Source organism: Sinomonas sp. ASV486, assembly GCF_030908215.1.
GTDB classification, from domain to species: domain Bacteria; phylum Actinomycetota; class Actinomycetes; order Actinomycetales; family Micrococcaceae; genus Sinomonas; species Sinomonas puerhi.
Map to the genome: position 1 here is coordinate 108,336 of NZ_JAVFJK010000003.1, position 19,574 is coordinate 127,909.

The 19,574-nt window shown below is 67.7% G+C and carries 12 protein-coding genes and 1 tRNA gene; 4 read left to right on the top strand and 9 right to left on the bottom strand.

All coding sequences use genetic code 11. The features are described from left to right. Positions 1-185: 185 nt before the first annotated feature. The 4 genes from rpsA to polA all read right to left on the bottom strand — a co-directional run bounded on the left by rpsA (position 186) and on the right by polA (position 6,870). Positions 186-1,655: a 30S ribosomal protein S1 gene (gene rpsA / locus RBS60_RS05290; RefSeq protein WP_307956494.1), complete on the bottom strand. Its 1,470-nt coding sequence runs from the start codon at positions 1,653-1,655 to the stop codon at positions 186-188. A gap of 173 nt (positions 1,656-1,828) precedes the next feature. Further along, a complete protein-coding gene (locus tag RBS60_RS05295) occupies positions 1,829-2,737 on the bottom strand; it encodes a polysaccharide deacetylase family protein (protein WP_307956495.1) in 909 nt (302 codons plus the stop codon). Positions 2,738-2,884: 147 nt separating this feature from the next. Beyond that, positions 2,885-4,231 (bottom strand): GNAT family N-acetyltransferase, encoded by a 1,347-nt coding sequence (locus tag RBS60_RS05300; RefSeq protein WP_307956496.1) that lies wholly within the window; start codon positions 4,229-4,231, stop codon positions 2,885-2,887. Beyond that, positions 4,231-6,870 (bottom strand): DNA polymerase I, encoded by a 2,640-nt coding sequence (gene polA / locus RBS60_RS05305; RefSeq protein ID WP_374049242.1) that lies wholly within the window; start codon positions 6,868-6,870, stop codon positions 4,231-4,233. The genes RBS60_RS05300 and polA overlap by 1 nt, the downstream gene beginning before the upstream one ends. A 121-nt stretch (positions 6,871-6,991) precedes the next feature. Between polA and RBS60_RS05310 the strand changes: the two genes are divergently transcribed. After that, positions 6,992-7,528 (top strand): hotdog fold thioesterase, encoded by a 537-nt coding sequence (locus RBS60_RS05310; RefSeq protein ID WP_307956498.1) that lies wholly within the window; start codon positions 6,992-6,994, stop codon positions 7,526-7,528. A 52-nt stretch (positions 7,529-7,580) separates the two neighbouring features. Here RBS60_RS05310 and RBS60_RS05315 read toward each other — a convergent pair whose 3' ends face one another. Continuing rightward, a complete protein-coding gene (locus RBS60_RS05315; RefSeq protein ID WP_307956499.1) occupies positions 7,581-8,144 on the bottom strand; it encodes a dihydrofolate reductase family protein in 564 nt (187 codons plus the stop codon). A 118-nt stretch (positions 8,145-8,262) separates the two neighbouring features. Here RBS60_RS05315 and RBS60_RS05320 point away from each other — a divergent pair, with 118 nt between their 5' ends. Next, positions 8,263-8,805 carry a PadR family transcriptional regulator gene (locus RBS60_RS05320; protein ID WP_307956500.1) on the top strand — a complete coding sequence of 181 codons (543 nt, stop codon included), beginning with the start codon at positions 8,263-8,265 and terminating at the stop codon, positions 8,803-8,805. A 5-nt stretch (positions 8,806-8,810) separates the two neighbouring features. Then, positions 8,811-10,520 carry an AarF/UbiB family protein gene (locus tag RBS60_RS05325; RefSeq protein ID WP_307956501.1) on the top strand — a complete coding sequence of 570 codons (1,710 nt, stop codon included), beginning with the start codon at positions 8,811-8,813 and terminating at the stop codon, positions 10,518-10,520. Between the two features lie 88 nt (positions 10,521-10,608). On the opposite strand, the gene RBS60_RS05330 is transcribed toward RBS60_RS05325, so the two are convergent. Further along, positions 10,609-10,690 (bottom strand) — tRNA-Leu (locus tag RBS60_RS05330). 112 nt (positions 10,691-10,802) lie between these two features. On the opposite strand from RBS60_RS05330, the gene RBS60_RS05335 reads away from it, so the two are divergent. Beyond that, on the top strand, positions 10,803-11,402 hold the full coding sequence (locus RBS60_RS05335; protein ID WP_307956726.1) for a response regulator: 600 nt from the start codon (positions 10,803-10,805) through the stop codon (positions 11,400-11,402). 121 nt (positions 11,403-11,523) lie between these two features. On the opposite strand, the gene pyk is transcribed toward RBS60_RS05335, so the two are convergent. The 3 genes from pyk to gltB form a co-directional block, all read right to left on the bottom strand. Further along, a complete protein-coding gene (gene pyk, locus RBS60_RS05340; RefSeq protein ID WP_307956502.1) occupies positions 11,524-13,032 on the bottom strand; it encodes a pyruvate kinase in 1,509 nt (502 codons plus the stop codon). Between the two features lie 65 nt (positions 13,033-13,097). After that, positions 13,098-14,558 carry a glutamate synthase subunit beta gene (locus tag RBS60_RS05345; RefSeq protein ID WP_307956503.1) on the bottom strand — a complete coding sequence of 487 codons (1,461 nt, stop codon included), beginning with the start codon at positions 14,556-14,558 and terminating at the stop codon, positions 13,098-13,100. Further along, complete coding sequence (gltB, locus tag RBS60_RS05350) at positions 14,551-19,182, bottom strand: glutamate synthase large subunit (RefSeq protein ID WP_307956504.1); 4,632 nt, start codon at positions 19,180-19,182, stop codon at positions 14,551-14,553. Before gltB ends, RBS60_RS05345 begins: the two co-directional genes overlap by 8 nt. Positions 19,183-19,574: the final 392 nt, after the last annotated feature.

Consider the following 19,574-nt stretch of genomic DNA (forward strand, 5'->3'; position numbering starts at 1 on the left):
AATACCGTCTCGAGTACGGGCTGCAGGCAATGCGCAGCTGGCTGACCACGCGGCAAGGCTGCAATGCTCGACAAGGCCGTCACGCACAGCGGGGTTGAGATGCACGTCAAGGGCGGGCCCTGCCATAGCAGGACCCGCCCTTGATGACGGTGTCGATCCCGCGGCCTAGGCGGCCGCGAGCGGGATCAGTTGCCGGTCAGCTTCTCACGAAGCGCAGCAAGCGCCTCGTCCGAGGCGAGAGTGCCGTGCTCGGCTGCCGGAGCCTCCGAGGAGTACGTGGTCGGCGCCGACGACTCGTGGTGGCCCGACGCGGCGGCCGCGTCGTCCGAGAGGTGCTGCGCAACCTGCTTCTTGTGCGCCTCCCAGCGGGTCTGGGCGTCGGCGTACTGCTGCTCCCACGCGGCGCGCTGCGTCTCGTAGCCCTCAAGCCACTCGTTGGACTCCGGGTCGAAGCCCTCCGGGTACTTGTAGTTGCCCTCCTCGTCGTACTCGGCAGCCATGCCGTAGAGCGCCGGGTCGAACTCGGTCGAGTCCGGGTCCACGCCCTCGTTGGCCTGCTTGAGCGACAGGGAGATCCGGCGACGCTCGAGGTCGATGTCGATGACCTTGACGAAGAGCTCGTCACCCACCGAGACAACCTGCTCGGCGAGGTCCACGTGGCGGACAGCCAGCTCGGAGATGTGCACGAGGCCCTCGATGCCGTCCTCGACGCGGACGAACGCGCCGAACGGAACGAGCTTCGTGACCTTGCCCGGAACAACCTGGCCCAGGGCGTGCGTCCGGGCGAAGGTCTGCCACGGGTCTTCCTGCGTCGCCTTGAGCGAGAGGGAAACACGCTCGCGGTCGAGATCGACCTCGAGAACCTCGACGGTGACCTCCTGGCCCACCTCGACAACCTCGGACGGGTGGTCGATGTGCTTCCAGGACAGCTCCGAGACGTGCACGAGGCCGTCGACGCCGCCGAGGTCAACGAACGCACCGAAGTTGACGATCGAGGAGACGACGCCCGTGCGGACCTGGCCCTTCTCGAGCTTGTTGAGGAAGGACGAGCGGACCTCGGACTGGGTCTGCTCGAGCCATGCACGGCGGGACAGGACCACGTTGTTGCGGTTCTTGTCGAGCTCGATGATCTTGGCCTCGATCTTCTGGCCGATGTACGGCGCAAGATCGCGGACGCGGCGCATCTCGACCAGCGAGGCCGGCAGGAAGCCGCGGAGGCCGATGTCGAGGATGAGGCCACCCTTGACCACCTCGATGACGGTGCCGGTGACGACGCCGTCCTCCTCCTTGATCTTCTCGATGTCGCCCCACGCGCGCTCGTACTGGGCACGCTTCTTGGAGAGGATCAGGCGCCCTTCCTTGTCCTCCTTGGTGAGGACGAGGGCTTCGACCTGGTCGCCGACGGCGACAACGTCGCTCGGGTCGACGTCGTGCTTGATGGACAGCTCACGGGAGGGGATGACACCCTCCGTCTTGTAGCCGATGTCAAGCAGGACCTCGTCGCGGTCAACCTTGACAACAGTGCCCTCAACGAGATCGCCGTCGTTGAAGTACTTGATGGTGGCATCGACGGCCGCGAGGAACTCCTCGGGCGTGCCGATGTCGTTGATGGCGACCTGCGGCGTGGTAGACGTCGTCGTGGAGGTGATGGTCATGTAGTAGGGGCTCCGATGTGGATAGTTGGTCAGTCGGCCGGACCAGGGGCGCGGCACAGGCCGCACTCGTGAACAGACCGAAGAGGTGATTGTCTAACTGTGCTTGTCGCGCGCAATACGCGCCCGTCCAGTCTAATCGGCGCGCGCAATGCGGGTCAAAAGCTGGGGCGGCATCACGCCAAGGCGAGGCCGGCCTTCGACAGCGTAGCGAACGTGACTCCTCTGTCCAGCAATCGCGGCAGGACCGCCTCATAGCCGGGAGCCGTCCCGGACCCCGGCCGGTTCATGTGGCTGATCACGATATCCCCTGGGCCCACCGCGCCCACCGCCGTCACCACCTGGGAGGCAGAGAACGTCGCACCGCCGTCGCCATTGACGGAGAAATTCACCGGAACAAGGCCGACGGCGCGCGTCACCTCCGCGGACACCTCATCGTAGTAGGCGGTTCCGGGCCTGTACCACCGCCCCGGCTTGGGGACGAGTGCTTCGAGGTGCGCCCGGTTCGAGACGAGCTCCTCATACACCGCTGCAAGGGACGCCGTGCCCGCGATGCCATACGCGCTGCGCCCATTCACGGACAGCGGTCGGTGGGCGGTGCCATGGTCGGCGAGCTCGAAGAGCGGGTCTGCTGCGAGCTCCGCGCTCGTCCCGGGGTTGGCGGCAATCCAGCGGGCATTCAGGAACAGCGTCGCGGGAACCTTGTTCTTCCTGAGGGCCGAGATGAGCCATCCGTCCACGCCGTTGCCGCCTGTGCCACCGCAGGCGTCGAAGGTCAGCGCGACTGTGCCCGCGCCCGAGCGGGTCGCGACGCCGGGGACGTCGAGTCCCCAAGTCTTCGGCGCCCGCCCACCGAACCGCGCCTGGACCTGCTCAAGCGTCGGACGAGGCGGAGTCGGGGAAGCATGTGCCGGAACAGTCGGAGGAGTTGTGACGACGTCAACCGCGGTATCAGCAGCAGCATCATCGGCGACGGGGGCTGCCGAAGCTGCCACCGGAGAGGCGGAGCCGGACGGCGCGGGTGCCGAGCATCCGCCGAGGGCAAGAGCAGAGAAAGCAACGAGGACGCTGCGGCGCGTGGGCAAGGAGACTCCGAGGAGGTGCTGGGGAAGGGTGCTGGGGAGTGTACGGCCGCTGGCGCCAACTACCGGGAGCGCGCCAGCCTCCGTCCCTTCCAATTTACCGCGCCCAAGAACGGTCCGGTGAACGGATGGTGAAGTCGCGGCGCTGCGTCAGAAGTGCGTGGAGCAATGGGCGGGGCGTTCGACGGCGAACATCCGCGCGAACGTGAGCGAGGCTTCCGTGACGAGGCGGGCAGAACCCCCAGACCTGCCCGCACGGATCCGCCCCGCTTCGGCCAAGGTCACAGGGCTCACGCCGCCCACATAGACGGAGGAAAGCTCCGCAATGTCCAGGGCGAGGTCCCCGGGCGTGGTGTCGTCGTCCGCCAGACGCTCAATATGGCTCCTCCCCGCGGACACAGCGAGCCGGTATGTGCCGGTCGTGAAGCCGAGGGGGTCCTCGACGCGGAGCACGAGCTCGCCGTCGTGCGCGAAGTGGCGGGCGCCGAGCGCTGCCTCGACATCGAGGATCCGAAGCCACAGCATGTCGGTGTCGACGCCGAGGCGGATAGCCCGTGGATCCACGAGCGCCCACGCGAGCGGGTCTTCAACGGGGGCCTCGTCCCACTCCACGCTGCGGATGAGATCGAGCGAGCCGAGATAGTCCCACAGGCCCAGATAGGCCTCTGGTGTCGCTGCGACGAGATCGCGGATGCTGACGGTCGCGGGCTCGTGGTCCCAGCCCCTGAACGAATACGCCGCGTAGCCGTCGGCCGTGCCATCGTCGTCGAGGTGCACGGCGACGCGGAGCGCCGCATCGGTGCCGCCCGTCTCGTGGTCCCACTGGCCTGCCGCTCGGAGCCGGTACCGCTCCTGACGGTCCACCGAGCCGGGAGTGGCCCGATGGGCCCGAGCGAAGATCTTCGGCGCAAGGTCAAGCATGGCGGACGGCTCCGCCGCGATGACCCGGCCACTCGTGGGGACGGCCAGTCGGAACTGGGGTCCCGTCGTCACCGTGATCCTGCGCTCCCGTGTCGCAACCCCATAGCCGAACCGTCGATAGATCGACGCCTCCGAAGCCGTCAGGGCCGCGATCGCAACGCCGTCGGCCTTCGCGCGCGCGAGGTCCTCCCCCATGAGGCGGCGCAGGAGTCCGCGCCGACGATGATCAGAGCGCACTGTGACCGCCGTGACGAGGTGGGCCTGGACCAACTGGCCGTGGCCGACATTGAGCGTCTCGCGCAGCGTGCCGAAGGTGGCCACCGGCCGCTCGTGGCCAAACGCCGGCGACCCCGACGCCAGGGTCTCATAGGCGCCGGTCAGCTCGCGGTCGTCATCGAGGTAGGCCTGGGCGATCTTCGCGAGATGCTCCTCGCCGATGGCCTTCTCGTAGAAGCCATAGTTGACGGCGCGGATCCACTGCTCGGTCACGCCGAAGTCCGGCGCCGTGGCCGGCGCTGCGCGGAACCGACGGATCTCGTAGGCGTCTGCGGGAGACGATCCAGGCTGCACGGTCATCAGTGGCCGGCCTCGTTCCACGTCCGACCGACGCCGATCTGGACGTCGAGCGGAACGCTCAGCTCGGCGGCGCCTCCCATCTCGGCCTCGACGATCTCCCGCACGGTGGCCTCTTCGCCGGGAGCCACCTCGACCACGAGCTCGTCGTGGATCTGGAGCAGCAGCCGCGACCCGATCCCACGCTCGCGGAGCTGGCCCTCAACGCCGATCATGGCCCGCTTGATGATATCCGCGGCCGATCCCTGGATCGGCGAGTTGAGGGCGATGCGCTCGGCCAGCTCGCGGTGCGCCCGGTTCGGGCTCGTGAGATCGGGCAGGTACCGGCGGCGACCGAAGATCGTCTGGGTGTAGCCGTCCTGCCGGGCCTGCTCGACGACGCCACGGAGGTAGTCCCGCACCGCACCGAACCGGTCGAAGTAGTCCTTCATGAGGGTCCTCGCCTCGTCGACCGAGATCTCCAGCTGCTTGGACAGGCCGAAGGATGAGAGCCCGTACGCCAGTCCGTAGGACATCGCCTTGACCTTGGACCGCATCTCGCTCGTCACGTCCGCCGGCTCGACGTGGAAGATGCGCGAGCCCACGAACCGGTGCAGGTCCTCACCTGCGCGGTACGCGTCGATGAGTCCTTCGTCGCCGGAGAGGTGAGCCATGATGCGCATCTCGATCTGCGAGTAGTCGGCCGAGAGCAGCGACTCGTATCCCTCGCCGGCAACGAACACGTCGCGCACGCGGCGCCCCTCCTCGGATCGGATGGGGATGTTCTGGAGGTTGGGGTTGTTGGAGGAGAGCCGCCCGGTCGCGGCGATGGTCTGCGCGTAGGTCGTGTGGATGCGCCCGTCCTTCGTGACGGCCTTCTTGAGCGTCTCGACCATCTGCCTCAGCTTGCTCGACTCACGGTGGGCCATGAGCGCTTCGAGGAACGGGTGCCCGGTCCTGTCCAGGAGCTCCTTGAGCGAGGCGGCGTCGGTCGTGTACCCGGTCTTGATCTTCTTGGTCTTGGGAAGCTCGAGTTCTTCGAAGAGGACCGTCTGGAGCTGCTTGGGCGAGCCGAGGTTGACCTCGTGCCCGATGGCCCCGTAGGCGGCCGCGGCCGCCTGCTCGCTCGTCGCACCGAGCTCGTCCAGGAGTCCATCGATCTGCTTCTCATCGACGGTGATGCCCGCCCACTCCATGTCCAGCAGGACCCGGGAGAGCGGTAGCTCCATCTCCCGCAGGAGAGCGGTCGCGCCGAACTGCTCGAGCTGCGGGACGAGCGTATCGTGGAGGGCGCGCACGACGGCGGCCTCCCGGGCGAGCGCCGCGGCCGCGGCTTCCGCGCCGGCCAGGTTAAGCGCGAGCTGGCCCGTCTGCTGACCGCCGGCAGCGAGCTCGATGCCCAGGTGGTGCTGCGCGAGATCGGCCAGCGCGTAGGAGCGCCGGTCCGGTTCTGCGAGGTAGCCCGAAATCGAGACGTCGTCCATGAGGCCCGCGACCTCCGCACCCAGACCGCGCAGGGCCTTGGCTGCCTCCTTGAACTCGGCCATGGCCTTGGGCACTGATGCGTCTGCGAGCCACGCTCGCAGCGGTGCGGGAACCCCGGCCTCGACGGGCACCACAACCGCCGATTCCGCCGTCGCGAGTGCAATCGACTCTGCTGCCGGCCGGGGGCTGCCCCCGTCGGTGCGGACGGCGACCGCCACGGGTGCCTCACCCGCGCCCGCGGCGAGGGCCTCGAGCGCGGCGACCAGCGCGCCGTCGTCCGCCGCGACGGTGTGCGGCGGAACGTGGAAGGAGTCCTCGACCCCCTCAGGGCCTTCGGTGTCGAAGATGTCATAGACGCGCGTCCGGAGGGCTTTGAACTCGAGCTCGTCGAAGAGCGACTCCACGGCAGTGCGCTCGGGCCGCGGATCCGCGAGCTCGTCGAGAGCGACCGGCAGTTCGAGATCGGTGAGGAGCCGGTTGAGCCGGCGGTTGCGCTGGACGGACTCCATGTTGTCCCGGAGGCTCTCCCCCGCCTTGCCCTTGATCTCGCTGGCGTGGGCGAGAACGCCCTCGAGACCGTCGTACTGGGTGATCCATTTGGCCGCGGTCTTGGGGCCGACTCCGGGGACGCCCGGGAGGTTGTCGGCGCTTTCGCCGACGAGCGCCGCCAGATCCGGATACCGTGCGGGCGGAACGAAGTACTTCTCCTCGATCGCGGCGGCGTCCATGCGCGGGATGTCGCTCACGCCCTTGCGCGGGTAGAGCACGAACACGTTGTCATTGACGAGCTGGAACGTGTCCCGGTCTCCCGAGACGAGGAGGACCTCGTAGCCCGCAGCCGACCCCTGGGCCGCGAGGGTGGCGAGGATATCGTCGGCCTCGTGGCCGGGCAGCTCCATCGTGCGGATGCCCAAGGCGTCCATGACCCGCTTGATGTAGCCGATCTGCCCGGCGAACTCGGGCGGCGTCGCGTTGCGGCCTTCCTTGTACTCGCTGTATTCGGCCTTGCGGTGCGTCGTCTCGTCGCTGACATCGAAGGCGACCGCGATGTGGGTGGGCTTCTGGTCGCGCACGAGGTTGATGAGCATCGACGTGAAGCCGTGGACCGCGTTCGTGTGCTGCCCCGCCGCATTGACGAAGCTCTCAGCAGGGAGTGCGAAGAAGGCCCGGAAGGCCATCGAGTGCCCGTCGAGGACCAGCAGCCTCGGCCGCTCTCCCCCGCTGGCTCCCCCCGAGATGGAGGTGGCGGGTGCGGCGAGGGTTTGGCTGGTTTCAGTCACAGGTGCCAGCCTAGTGGCCATGCATGACAATTTCATTCGGCCCGCAGCGGCCTCCGATGCCCGTCCGTCCGCCGATCCGCCCGGAAATCCGGTCGATCCCGCGGTCGCTGCGGAGCTCGAAGCGGCGGGGATCCCGGTCGGGCTGAGACCGCTTCTGGCCGCGCACGGCGTCGGGGCCCTCGTGGTCAAGCTGGGCATCGTCTTCGAGGAACTCTCCGCCGCACGCGCGGTCGCGACCATGCCGGTGGCAGGGAATACGCAGGTGGCAGGCATCCTCCATGGCGGCGCGAGCGCAGTCCTCGCGGAGACGCTCGGCTCCTTCGCCGCGTGGGTCCATGCCGGCCCGGGCCGCCATGCGGTGGGCGTTGACCTCAACGCGACCCACCACCGCCCCGCGGCCCTGGGCCGAGTGCGCGGAACGTGCACCGCCCTGCACCTCGGGCGGACCATCGCGACCCATGAGATCGTCATCACCGACGAAGAGGGGCACCGCGTGTGCACGGCCCGCATCACGAACCTCGTGCGGGACAACCCGGCGGGATCCCGCGCCGGCTGATGAGGGTCCGGCCGGGGGTGATGCCCGTCCGCATCGGGGCGCGTTGACCCGGTCAGTCGCCCGGCGCGGGCGGCGGCATGCTCCTCCGGTAGCGCAGCTCCACGGTGCCATCGCGTTCAGTGAGGCCCTCGAGTGTGAACTCCGAGGGGACACCCAGCGGGTTTCCGCCCAGCACCGGGACGCCGCCGCCGAGCGCGACCGGGACGATCGTGAGCACGATGCGGTCAATGAGCCCCGCGGCGAGGAACTGCCCCGCGAGCGATCCTCCGCCCGCGATGTACACGTCCTTCTCCCCCGCGTCACGGCGCAGCTCTTCCGCGAAGGTGTCGACATCGCCGCGCACGAGGACCACGTCAGCGCCGTCGTCCACACCGAGCTCGTGGTGGGTGAAGACCCAGCATGGCACCTTGTAGGGCCATTGGCCGGGTACGTGTGCGCGAATCCACTCATACGTTCCGCCGCCCATCGCGATGCATCCGACCCCTGCCTCGAACGCCTTGTAGGACGCCCCGAGGCCCTCGACGGAATCGAAGGCGGTGAGCCAGTCGAGGCCACCGTTGTCCTGCGCGATGTAGCCGTCCAGGCTGCTTCCCACGAAGTACACGAAGTCAGACATGGCCCCACACTAGCCACGCCACCATGGCTTTCCCAGAACCTTCGGCGGCCGTGGACTTGGCCAGACTGCGGCGCTACCGTCAAGACCTATCGTTCTCGATTCACTCCAGGAGAGCAGAATGCGCAATTCATTCCCGGCGGGTAAATTTGGCGCCCCCCGTATCGATGGGATCTTCCAAGCCGTCGAGGAGCTGCGTTCACGGTTTGAGAAGCGCTCAGGCACCCGCGCAGGGCAAGGCGAGGTGCGGTCGGCGGTGCTGGCCCTCCTTGCGGAACAGCCGATGCATGGCTATCAGATCATCCGTGAGATCGAGGAGCGCAGCAGTGGCGGCTGGAAGCCGAGCGCCGGCTCCGTCTACCCCACGCTGCAGCTGCTGGCAGATGAGGGGCTCATCAGCGCCGAGGAGTCCGGCGGCCGAAGGATCTACTCGCTGACGGAGGCAGGTCGGGACGACGCTGCGCGCGCCGAATCGTCTGCGCCATGGGCGTCGACAGGTGCGGCATCCGGCACCGGGTTCGCGGCGCTTCCGAGGGCCGGTGTCGAGCTCGCTCAGGCCGCCGCCCAAGTGGGGCGTACCGGGTCGCCGGAGCAGGTGGAGCGGGCCGTGGCGGTGCTCGACGAGGCACGCCGTCGTCTGTATGCGATCCTCGCCCAGGACTGACGGGGGTGACGTCGATTCGTCGGGACCGAGGGGACCCGGTACCCGGCGCGGGGGGCACCCGTGCCCGTTACCGGCGAATCCTGCGCTTCGCCGGGTGGCACCTCGCCGTCACCTGGTGGTTCGAGCTGGTTCTCCCACGGGTTGGGCTGGGCGGCATTTCCGAGCGCACTCGCACCGCGAGGATGCGGCGCTTCGCGCAGCGCTTCCACCTGCTCGCGGTCGACTTGGGCGGCCTGATGATCAAGGTGGGCCAGTTCCTCTCGTCCAGGCTGGACGTGCTTCCGCCTGAGATCACGAGAGAGCTCGAGGGTCTGCAGGATGAGGTGCCCCCGGTCCCGTTCCCCGCAATCTGCGCACTTGCCGAGACGGAGCTGGGCCACCTGGACCAGGTCTTCTCGTCGCTCGAGGAGATCCCACTCGCCGCGGCATCCCTCGGCCAGGCACACCGTGCGCAACTCCTTCCCGTCCATGCCGCGGAAGCGGGGGTCGAGGGCGTGGTGGTGAAGGTGCAGCGCCCTGGAATCGACGCGATTGTCGAGGTCGATCTGGCCGCACTGCGCAAGGTAGGAGGCTGGCTCCGCCACGTGCGGGTGGTGTCCGATCGGGTGGACGTGGCGGCTCTCGTCGAAGAGTTCGCGCAGACAAGTCTGGAGGAGATCGACTACCTGCATGAGGCAGCGAATGCAGAGCGCTTCGCGGCTGATTTCGCCGATGACGACCGTGTGGGTGTGCCCGACGTCGCCTGGGAGTGGACCACCCGCCGCGTGCTCACGCTCGCAGACGTCTCGGCGATCAAGATCACGGACTTGAAGGCACTGCTTGCGGCGGGCATCGATCCGGTGCAGGTTGCCCCCGTTTTTGCGTCGGTCATGTTCGACCAGATGTTCAAGAACGGCTTCTTCCACGCCGATCCGCACCCCGGCAACATCTTCGTCACTCCGGCTGAGGATTCACCCGCAGGACGCCCGTGGAAGCTGACGTTCATCGACTTCGGCATGATGGGCGAGGTTCCGTCCAGCACCCGCAGCGGCCTGCGGAAGCTCCTGATCGCGGCCGCCTCGCGTGACGGAAAGGGCCTGGTAGCCGCGATCAACGACATAGGCGCCCTGGTGCCGTCAACCGACACAACAGAGCTTGAGCGGGCGATGACGCAGCTCTTCGCCCGGTTTGGTGGGATGGGCTTCGCCGAGCTTCGCGAGGTGGACCAGAAGGAGTTCCTTGACTTCGCCGTGGAGTTCGGCGACGTCGTCCGCTCGCTGCCCTTCCAGTTGCCCGAGAATTTCCTGCTCATCATCCGGGCGATGTCACTGACCTCGGGCGTGTGCAGCTCGCTGGACGCTCGCTTCAATCTGTGGGATGCGGTCGAGCCCTACGCGGCGCAGCTGCTGCGCGACGAGCGTGGCAACATCGTGCAGGACGTAGCCCAGGAGGCGCTCGATGCAGCGGGACTCGTCTTGCGTCTGCCGAAACGCCTGGACGGGCTTGTCGCCCGCATCGAGGACGGTTCACTGTCCGTGGCCAATCCGCGTCTGGAACGGCAGATGGCGCGCCTTAACCGCGCGGCCCAGCGATCGGCATCGGCTCTCGTATTCGGCGCGTTGCTCATCGCAGGTTCCGTGGTCCGGGGGGACGACTCGATGCTCGGCAGCGTGCTCATGATCGTGTCTGTGGTTCCGTTGCTCCACGGGCTGTGGGTAGGGAGCCGCGGTCGCTGAGTCACGTGGCCAGCGGTGACGGCGCTCAAGGCCCTGCCCGCAGTGACCGGGCCGCCGCTCCCAAGGCCTCCGAACCCAGAAGACACTGTGCCCGAGGTGGGACTCGAACCCACACACCTTTCGATACCGCATTTTGAGTGCGGCGCGTCTGCCAATTCCGCCACTCGGGCCAACGGCCACCTGGGTGGCCTCCGCGACTACTGTACCCGGTAGGATCGAGGGCAGAAACATCCGCCTGACTCTCAAGGAGCCCGCGTGTCAGATAAGACCCCCCAGCCCGGCCTGGCCGATGAGAAGACGGACACCTCTGCGCCAACGCGCCGCGTCATCGTGGCCGAGGACGAGACCCTCATCCGTCTCGACATCATCGAGATCCTCCGCGGGGAGGGCTACGACGTCGTCGCGGAGGCCGACAACGGGCAGCGCGCCGTCGAGCTCGCCGAGCAGCTCAAGCCGGACCTCGTGCTGATGGACGTCAAGATGCCCATCATGGACGGCATCACGGCCGCCGAGAAGATCGTCAAGGCGCGCATCGCTCCCGTCGTGCTCCTGACCGCCTTCAGCCAGAAGGAACTCGTGGAGCGCGCCCGCGACGCCGGCGCGATGGCCTACGTCGTCAAGCCGTTCACGCCCAACGACCTCCTCCCGGCCCTCGAGATCGCGCTCTCGCGCCACGAGGAGATCAGGGCCCTCGAGTCCGAGGTCACAGACCTCAAGGAGCAGTTCGCCACGCGCAAGCTCGTTGAGCGTGCCAAGAGCCTCCTCATCACGAAGATGGGCCTCACAGAGCCCGAGGCATTCCGCTGGATCCAGAAGACGTCGATGGACCGCCGGCTGAGCATGCGCGAGGTCTCGGAGACCATCATCAACCAGGTCACCTGAGGTCGGAGTCCGGCGGCGACGGCAACATCAGCGTCGTCGGACGACGGCGAAGGGCGGCACCCGCTGTGGGTGCCGCCCTTCTTCGTGGTCGGCAGATGCCGGCCAGATGCCGGAGCGCCGATTAGAGCTTCTGGCGCCTGGGCTCGGTGGGCAGCGGCCAAGGACCGATCTGCTCGCGGACCGGGGCTGCCGCACCCTCGAGCATCTGCCCGGCGTCGGCGAGGTCCCCGACCTTGTGGACGCGCAGGGCGTTGGTCGATCCCGCGACCCCGGGAGGCGAGCCGGCGGCGACCACGACGATATCGTTCGGCGTAGCGAGACCGGCGTGGAGGAGGTAGTCGTCGACCTGCGCGATCATCTGATCGGTATGCGCAGCGAAGTCCACCATCCGCGGCTGGATCCCCCAGCAGAGGCTGAGGATGTTCAGCGTCGAGGTCAGCGGGGTGAACGCGAAGATCGGCTTCTGCGGCCGGAGGCGGCTCAGGCGACGCGCCGAGTCACCGGACTGCGTGAACGTGCAGATGTACTTGGCGTCGAGCTGGTCCGCAATCGCGACGGCGGCACGGGTGATCGCACCACCTCGCGTCTTCGGCTGGGACCCGAGCGGCGGTACGCGCTCGAGGCCATGCTCCTCGGTGGACTCGATGATCCGCGCCATCGTCTTCACGGTCTCGATGGGGTAGGCGCCAACGCTCGTCTCGCCCGAGAGCATGACCGCATCCGCGCCGTCGAGCACCGCATTCGCGCAGTCGGAGGCTTCGGCGCGCGTCGGGCGGGGGTTCTCGATCATGGACTCGAGCACCTGGGTCGCCACGATGACCGGCTTGGCCCAGCGGCGTGCAAGCTCGATCGCGCGCTTCTGCACGAGCGGGACCTGCTCGAGCGGAAGCTCCACGCCGAGGTCGCCACGGGCCACCATGATCGCATCGAACGCGTCGATGATCTCGTGGAGCTGGTCCACCGCCTGGGGCTTCTCGATCTTGGCAATCACCGGCACACGGCGACCTTCCTCGTCCATGATCTCGTGCACTCGGTCGACGTCGCTCGCATCCCGCACGAACGAGAGCGCGATGAAATCGACGCCGCGCTTGAGAGCCCAGCGGAGGTCGGCCTCATCTTTCTCGCTCAACGCGGGGACATTCACGGCGACACCGGGCAGGTTGATGCCCTTGTTATTGGACACCGTGCCGGCCACCGTGACCTCGGTGACGACCTTCACGTCGTCAACCGCGGTCGCGAGCAGCGCGACCTTTCCATCGTCGATGAGAAGGGTGTCTCCCACCCTGACGTCCTCGGTGAGGCTCTTCAGTGTCGTCGAGCAGATGTCCTTGGTGCCCGGAACGTCATCGGTCGTGATGGTGAAGACATCGCCGACGGCAAGCAGGTGCGGGCCGTCGACGAACCGGCCGAGGCGAATCTTGGGGCCCTGGAGGTCGGCCATGATGCCCACGGCTTTGCCGAGCTCGGCGGCCGCCTTGCGGACGTTCTCATAGGTGCCGTCATGCACCGAGTAGTCGCCGTGGCTCATGTTCATGCGGGCCACATCCACCCCCGCCTCGATGACAGCGACGGTGTTCTCGTAGCTGGAGATGGCCGGACCGAACGTGGCCACGATCTTCGCGCGTCTCATATACCTACCCTAGGTCTGAAGTTGTCGACAGCGGTTTCTGGTGAGGTGAACAGTTGGGGCCCTGATCAGAGGACCGTGATAGCCCGGTCCGACGGCGCGACCGGCGCCGGCAGTGTCGTTGAGCCCATGAGGTGCCGGTCCACCGCCGCAGCGGCCGCACGGCCTTCGGCAATGGCCCAGACAATGAGCGACTGGCCACGACCGGCGTCGCCCGCCACGAAGATCCCGGGAATCTCAGTCATGTAGTCGCCGTCCCGGGCCACGTTGCCGCGCTCATCGAAGCTGGCCTTGACCTGATCCGAGATGCCGGCGGGCTCGGCGCCTGTGAAGCCGAGGGCGAGGAAGACGAGATCGGCAGGGATGATCTGCTCCGTCCCTGCCTTGGGAACACGCTTGCCGTCGACGAACTCGGTCTCGGCGACCTTGAGCCCTGCGAGCTTGCCATTCTCCCCCACGAACTCCACGGTCGAGGCGAGGTACGTGCGCACCCCGCCCTCCTCGTGGGCGGTCGCGACCTCGAAGAGATTCGGGAACATCGGCCAGGGCTGGTGGGCCGGGCGCTCGGTGGGCGGCTGCTTGCCGATCGCGAGCGTCGTCACCGAGGCAGCCTGCTGGCGGTGCGCGGTGCCGATGCAGTCGGCTCCCGTGTCGCCGCCGCCGAGGATCACCACGTGCTTGCCGCGCGCGTCGATCTGGTCCGTCACGGTGTCCCCCGCGGACGCGTGGTTGGACTGCACGAGGTAGTCCATCGCGTAGTGGACGCCGCCGAGGTGGCGACCGGGGATCGGAAGGTCACGCGGCACGGTTGCCCCGGTCGCGATGACGACGGCGTCGTAGCGCCGCCTCAGCTGATCCCAGCTGACGTCCTTGCCGACGCCGACTCCGGTGCGGAAGCGCGTGCCCTCGGCCTGCATCTGGGCCACGCGCCGGTCGATGACGTCCTTCTCCATCTTGAAGTCGGGGATGCCATAGCGGAGGAGGCCGCCGATGCGGTCGTCCCGCTCGTAGACGGCGACGGTGTGGCCGATGCGGGTGAGCTGCTGCGCCGCCGCGAGTCCCGCGGGACCCGAGCCGACCACTGCGACCGTCTTGCCCGTGAGGCGGGCCGGTGGGAGCGGCTCCACCCATCCCTCGTCGAACGCCTGCTCAGCGATCGAAACCTCGATCTGCTTGATCGTCACGGCCGGCTGGTTGATGCCGAGCACACAGGCGCTCTCGCACGGGGCCGGGCACAGGCGACCGGTGAACTCCGGGAAGTTGTTGGTCGCGTGCAGACGCTCGGAGGCGTCCTGGCCCTTGCCGCGACGCGTCAGATCGTTCCACTCGGGGATGAGGTTCCCGAGCGGGCACCCGTGGTGGCAGAACGGCACGCCGCAGTCCATGCAGCGCGCGGCCTGCCGGGCGAGGATGGTGCCCTCCTGCCTGGCCTCGTACACCTCCTTCCAGTCCATGATGCGGACGGGAACTGGGCGCCGCGGCTGCGTCTCACGCTGCCGGACTTTCAGGAATCCGCGTGGGTCAGCCACCGGTCACCTCCAGGATGCGAGACCAAACTTCCTCCCCGTCCGGGTCGAGGCCCTCCTCGAGGGCGCCCAGACGGGTCTGCAGCACAGCTGCATAGTCACGCGGGAGGACCTTGGTGATCCTGGCCGCGGTGTCATCGAAGTTGTCGAGGAGCCGCTGCGCGTGCGCGGAGTCGGTTTCCTCGACATGCTTCACGAGAAGGTTGCGCACGATGTCGCGGTCCTCGTCGTCGAGCTCAATGAGCTGCAGTTCGCCCGAGTCGAGCGCCTGCTTGTTGACGCGTCCCGGCTTGAGATCGAGCACGAAGGCCGTGCCCCCGGACATGCCTGCGCCGAAGTTGCGGCCCGTGCGTCCGAGGATGAGGGCCTGTCCGCCGGTCATGTACTCGCAGCCGTGGTCGCCGATTCCCTCCACGACGGCCGTCGCACCCGAGTTGCGGACCAGAAACCGCTCGCCGACCTGTCCCCGCAGGAACAGCTCGCCGCCCGTGGCACCGTACCCGATCACATTGCCGGCGATGACGTTGTGCTCGGCGGGGAACACATTGGTGCGGTCCGGCCGGACGATGATCCGCCCGCCCGAGAGGCCCTTGCCGACGTAGTCGTTCGAGTCGCCGAAGAGGCGCAGCGTGATGCCGGCCGGTAGGAACGCCCCGAGGGACTGGCCCGCGGTGCCGGTGAGCGTCACGTCGATCGTGTCGGTTCCGAGGGTCTCGATGCCGAACTTCTTCGTGACGTTGTAGCCGAGCATCGTTCCGACCGAGCGGTCGGTGTTGACAACCGGGAGGCTGATCTTCACCGGGGTGCGCTCGGCCAGCGCGTCCGAGGCGAGCTCGATGAGCTGCACGTCGAAGTGCTTCTCGAGCTCGTGGTTCTGGCCGGTCATGTTCCGCAGCGGCGCATCCTCGTCGAAGTCGAGGCCTGCGAGGATCGGCGACAGGTCGAGGCCCTCGGCCTTCCAGTGGTCGATCGCCGCGCGCGTCTCGAGGACTTCGGTATGACCGATCGCCTCTTCGATCGAGCGGAACCCCAGCTGGGCGAGGAGCTCACGGATCTCCTCGGCGATGAACTCGAAGAAGTTCACCACGAACTCGGGCTTGCCCGTGAAGCGCGCGCGCAGCTCGGGGTTCTGGGTCGCGACGCCGACCGGGCACGTGTCCAGGTGGCACACGCGCATCATGATGCAGCCCGAGACCACGAGTGCGGTCGTGGCGAACCCGAACTCCTCGGCCCCGAGCAGGGCCGCGATGACAACGTCTCGTCCCGTCTTGAGCTGGCCGTCGACCTGGACGACAACGCGGTTCCGAAGGCCGTTAAGCATGAGGGTCTGCTGCGTCTCGGCGAGGCCGAGCTCCCAGGGGACTCCAGCGTGCTTGAGCGAGTTCAGCGGCGAGGCGCCCGTTCCGCCGTCGTGCCCCGAAACGAGCACGACGTCGGCCTTCGCCTTCGTCACGCCTGCGGCAACTGTGCCGATGCCCACCTCGGAGACGAGCTTGACGTGCACGCGCGCGCTCGGGTTGGCGCGCTTGCAGTCGTAGATGAGCTGCGCGAGGTCCTCGATCGAGTAGATATCGTGGTGCGGCGGCGGCGAGATGAGGGCGACACCCGGCGTCGAGTGACGCGTCCGGGCCACCCACGGGTAGACCTTCTGGGCCATGAGCTGGCCGCCCTCGCCCGGCTTGGCACCCTGCGCCATCTTGATCTGGATGTCCGTGGCGTTCGTCAGGTAGAGGCTCGTGACGCCGAAACGGCCCGAGGCGACCTGCTTGACCGCCGATCGGCGCGACGGGTCGAGGAGGCGGTCGACGTCCTCGCCGCCCTCACCCGTGTTCGACTTGGCCCCGAGCCTGTTCATCGCGATGGCGAGCGTCTCGTGGGCTTCCTTCGAGATCGACCCATAGCTCATCGCACCCGTCGAGAAGCGCTTGACGATGCTCGCGACGGGCTCGACCTCGTCGATCGGGAGGGCAGGACGCACGCCATCCTTGAACTTCAGCAGACCGCGGAGCGTCATGAGGTTCTTCGACTGGTCGTCGATTCCCTGCGTGTACGACTTGAAGACGTCGTACCGGCGTTCGCGGGTGGAGTGCTGGAGGCGGAACACTGTCTCAGGGTTGAACAGGTGCGGCTCGCCGTCGCGGCGCCACTGGTACTCCCCGCCGTTCAGGAGCGGTCGGTGAGGCTGCTCGATGCCCGTGGACGGGTAGGCCATCTCGTGCCGTGCCGCAACCTCGGCAGCGATGACGTCGAGGCCGATGCCGCCGAGCTGGCTGCGGGTTCCGGCGAAGAACTCGTCCACGAGGTCCTGGGACAGGCCCAGCGCCTCGAACGTCTGCGCGCCGCAGTAGGACGCGACCGTGGAGATGCCCATCTTGGACATGATCTTCAGGACGCCCTTGCCGAGGCCCTTGATGAGGTTGTAGACGCCGTCCTCGGGACGCACGCCGGGGAGCTCTCCGGAACGGATGAGCTCCTCGACGCTCTCCATGGCGAGGTACGGGTTGACGGCCGAGGCTCCGTAGCCGAGCAGGACGGCGACGTGGTGCACCTCGCGCACGTCGCCCGCCTCGACCACGAGCGCGGTCTTCGTGCGGTTCGCGCTGCGGAGGAGGTGGTGGTGGACCGCAGAGAGCAGCAGGAGCGAGGGGATCGGCGCCCACTGGGCGTTCGAGTCGCGGTCGGACAGCACGATGTACTGGACGCCGCGGTTGATCGCGCCCGAGACCTGCTCGCAGATCTCGGTGAGGCGCGCGCGCAGAGCGGCCTCTCCGCCTTCAGGACGGTAGAGCCCGCGGATCTTGACGGAAATGCGGTCGCCCGCGTTCCCACTGTGCTCCGCCGTGGCTGGCGCCTCCATGTTGGCGATTTTCGCGAGCTGGTCGTTGTTGATGACCGGGAAGGGCAGGATGACCTGCCTCTCCTTGACCCGCTCGGTGCTCAGGAGGTTGCCGTTCGGGCCGATCGCGCCGTTGAGGCTCGTCACGAGTTCCTCACGGATCGCGTCGAGCGGCGGATTCGTCACCTGGGCGAAGGACTGCACGAAGTAGTCGAACAGGAGGCGGGGGCGCTTGGACAGCACCGCAACCGGGGTGTCGGTGCCCATGGCGCCCAGGGGCTCGGCCCCCGTGCGTGCCATCGGGCCGACGAGGATGCGCAGCTCCTCCTGCGTGTACCCGAAGGTCCGCTGGCGGACGTTGACCGACTGAGGCGTGTGCACCACGTGCTCGCGCTCAGGGAGCTCGTCGAGGCGGATCACGTTGTCCGTGAGCCACTCGGCCCACGGGTTCGTGCCCGCGATCTCGGCCTTGACCTCCTCGTCGTCCACGATTCGGCCGGCCTCGGTGTCGACGACGAACATCTTGCCCGGCGAGACGCGGCCTTTCTTGACCACGTTGGCGGGCTCGACGTCGACGACGCCAACCTCCGAGGCGAACACCACGAGGCCGTCTTCGGTGACCCAGTAGCGGCAGGGGCGCAGCCCGTTGCGGTCAAGGGTTGCGCCGACAAGGGTGCCGTCGGTGAAGGACACGGCCGCGGGGCCGTCCCACGGCTCCATGAGGAGCGAGTGGTACTCGTAGAACGCCCGGCGGGCGGGATCCATCGAGACGTGGTTCTCCCACGCCTCGGGGATCATCATCATGATCGAATGGGTGATCGGACGACCCGAGAGCCACAGTAGCTCGGCAACCTCGTCGAACGAGGCCGAATCGGATGCTCCTGGGGTGCAGATCGGGAAGAGCTCCTCGGGAGCGTCGCCCAGGAGAGGGCTCTTGAGCTGGGACTGGCGCGCACGCATCCAGTTGCGGTTGCCCTTGACCGTGTTGATCTCGCCGTTGTGCGCAATCGTGCGGAACGGCTGGGCGAGCGGCCACGAGGGGAACGTGTTCGTCGAGAAGCGGGAGTGGACGATCGCGAGCTTGGTCGCGAAGCGGGCGTCCGAGAGGTCCGGGTAGAAGGGCTCGAGCTGGGCGGTCGTCAGCATGCCCTTGTACACGATGGTGCGCGCGGACAGCGACGGGAAGTACACGCCGTGCTTGTTCTGAGCGCGCTTCCGGATACGCCAGGCGCGGCGATCGAGGTCATTGCGGTCCAGCTCCTCGCCCGAGGCCGAGGCGAAGAACGGCTGTTCGAAGCGGGGCATGCACGCGCGCGCCATCGCCCCGACGAGCTCGGCGACAACAGGAACCTTGCGCCAGCCCAGAACGGTGAGGCCCTCGGCCTCGGCGAGCGACTCGATGCCTGCGCGGGCGGTTGCCACTTCGCGGTCCTCGGTAGGCAGAAACGCGATGCCGACGGCATACTGGCCCGCAGCGGGCAGTTCGAAGTCGACGACCTCACGGTAGAAGCCGTCAGGGATCTGCGTGAGGAGGCCCGCGCCGTCGCCCGTGCCCTCGTCGGCGCCGACGGCGCCACGGTGCTCAAGGGCGCGCAGCGCGTGCAGTGCCGCATCGACAATGTCATGCCCGGCCTCGCCGCGCAGTGTTGCGACGATCGCAAGGCCGCACGCGTCCTTCTCGGCGTCGGCGTTGTACAGGCCTTGGGAGGAAGGCAGAGCGGAGAAGCGTTCAAAGGGCGAGAGCACCCTCTCGGACACAGTCTCGGCGGCGCCTTGGGTGTGGTGAGTCATGACGTAACGTCCTTCCTCCTGGTCGATGGTGCGACAGGGGACAACGTTGGCCCCGCAATGCTGGCCACAACAGGGCACAGCAAGGCGCTGATTACTGGAAATTGTATGGCCGTCCCGTGCTGGGCTGAATGGCCCGCCGGACTTGCGACTATACGATCGTGCCCATCCCTTGGTTGGCGCGGGAGGGCATTCTGGTCCACATCGTTGTGGCGTGCGAGCCGCCTGGGCGGTGGCCCGGGCAAGGAGCGGCCACGGCTCCCCCTGCCGTGCGGCCGTTCGGCGGTCCCAGCACTCCGGTGCGGCCTTTGATGCGGGCCGCGGAGTGTGATCGCCGTCTCGACTGGGGCAAGATTACCACGCCGCCACATGGCGAGACTTAGGCGTCCGAATAC

Excerpts from the sequence above, each read along its gene's own strand:
- RBS60_RS05315 (WP_307956499.1), bottom strand. The coding sequence starts at position 8,144 with ATGTCTGACTTCGTGTACTTCGTGGGAAGCAGCCTGGACGGCTACATC.
- RBS60_RS05310 (WP_307956498.1), top strand. The coding sequence starts at position 6,992 with ATGCATGACAATTTCATTCGGCCCGCAGCGGCCTCCGATGCCCGTCCG.
- RBS60_RS05320 (WP_307956500.1), top strand. The coding sequence starts at position 8,263 with ATGCGCAATTCATTCCCGGCGGGTAAATTTGGCGCCCCCCGTATCGAT.
- rpsA (WP_307956494.1), bottom strand. The coding sequence starts at position 1,655 with ATGACCATCACCTCCACGACGACGTCTACCACGCCGCAGGTCGCCATC.
- RBS60_RS05300 (WP_307956496.1), bottom strand. The coding sequence starts at position 4,231 with ATGACCGTGCAGCCTGGATCGTCTCCCGCAGACGCCTACGAGATCCGT.
- gltB (WP_307956504.1), bottom strand. The coding sequence starts at position 19,182 with ATGACTCACCACACCCAAGGCGCCGCCGAGACTGTGTCCGAGAGGGTG.
- pyk (WP_307956502.1), bottom strand. The coding sequence starts at position 13,032 with ATGAGACGCGCGAAGATCGTGGCCACGTTCGGTCCGGCCATCTCCAGC.
- polA (WP_374049242.1), bottom strand. The coding sequence starts at position 6,870 with ATGGCCTTCCGGGCCTTCTTCGCACTCCCTGCTGAGAGCTTCGTCAAT.